Annotated in this window: 1 protein-coding gene; it reads right to left on the bottom strand. The window is 56.0% G+C overall.

Features of this window, described 5'->3' with window-relative positions; all coding sequences use genetic code 11:
• The coding region (locus tag ACVOLI_RS20525; RefSeq protein WP_481615789.1) for a protein rep at positions 1–218 on the bottom strand (218 nt) is incomplete at both ends.

The raw sequence follows: 218 nt of genomic DNA, 5'->3' as shown, positions 1-218 counted from the left end.
CGAAGCGCCAATGCGTCATCTCCCAAGGCCAAGCGGTCGGCTTTTTTAGTCCTCACTTTCGTGATGTGGACTTGAGGGATGTAGTCGAGGCGAGCCGCTTCGCGCCCCGCCGGAAGCCACTGCGATTGAGCCACGTAATGCTTTTTGAAGTAGCTCGGTTTGACTAACAACAACGCATGGAAATGCGGATGCGCCGAACCGTCTTTTCCGCGTGTGAC

Source organism: Stenotrophomonas sp. STEN029 (assembly GCF_056760015.1).
This window is presented reverse-complemented; position numbering and strand designations above follow the sequence as displayed.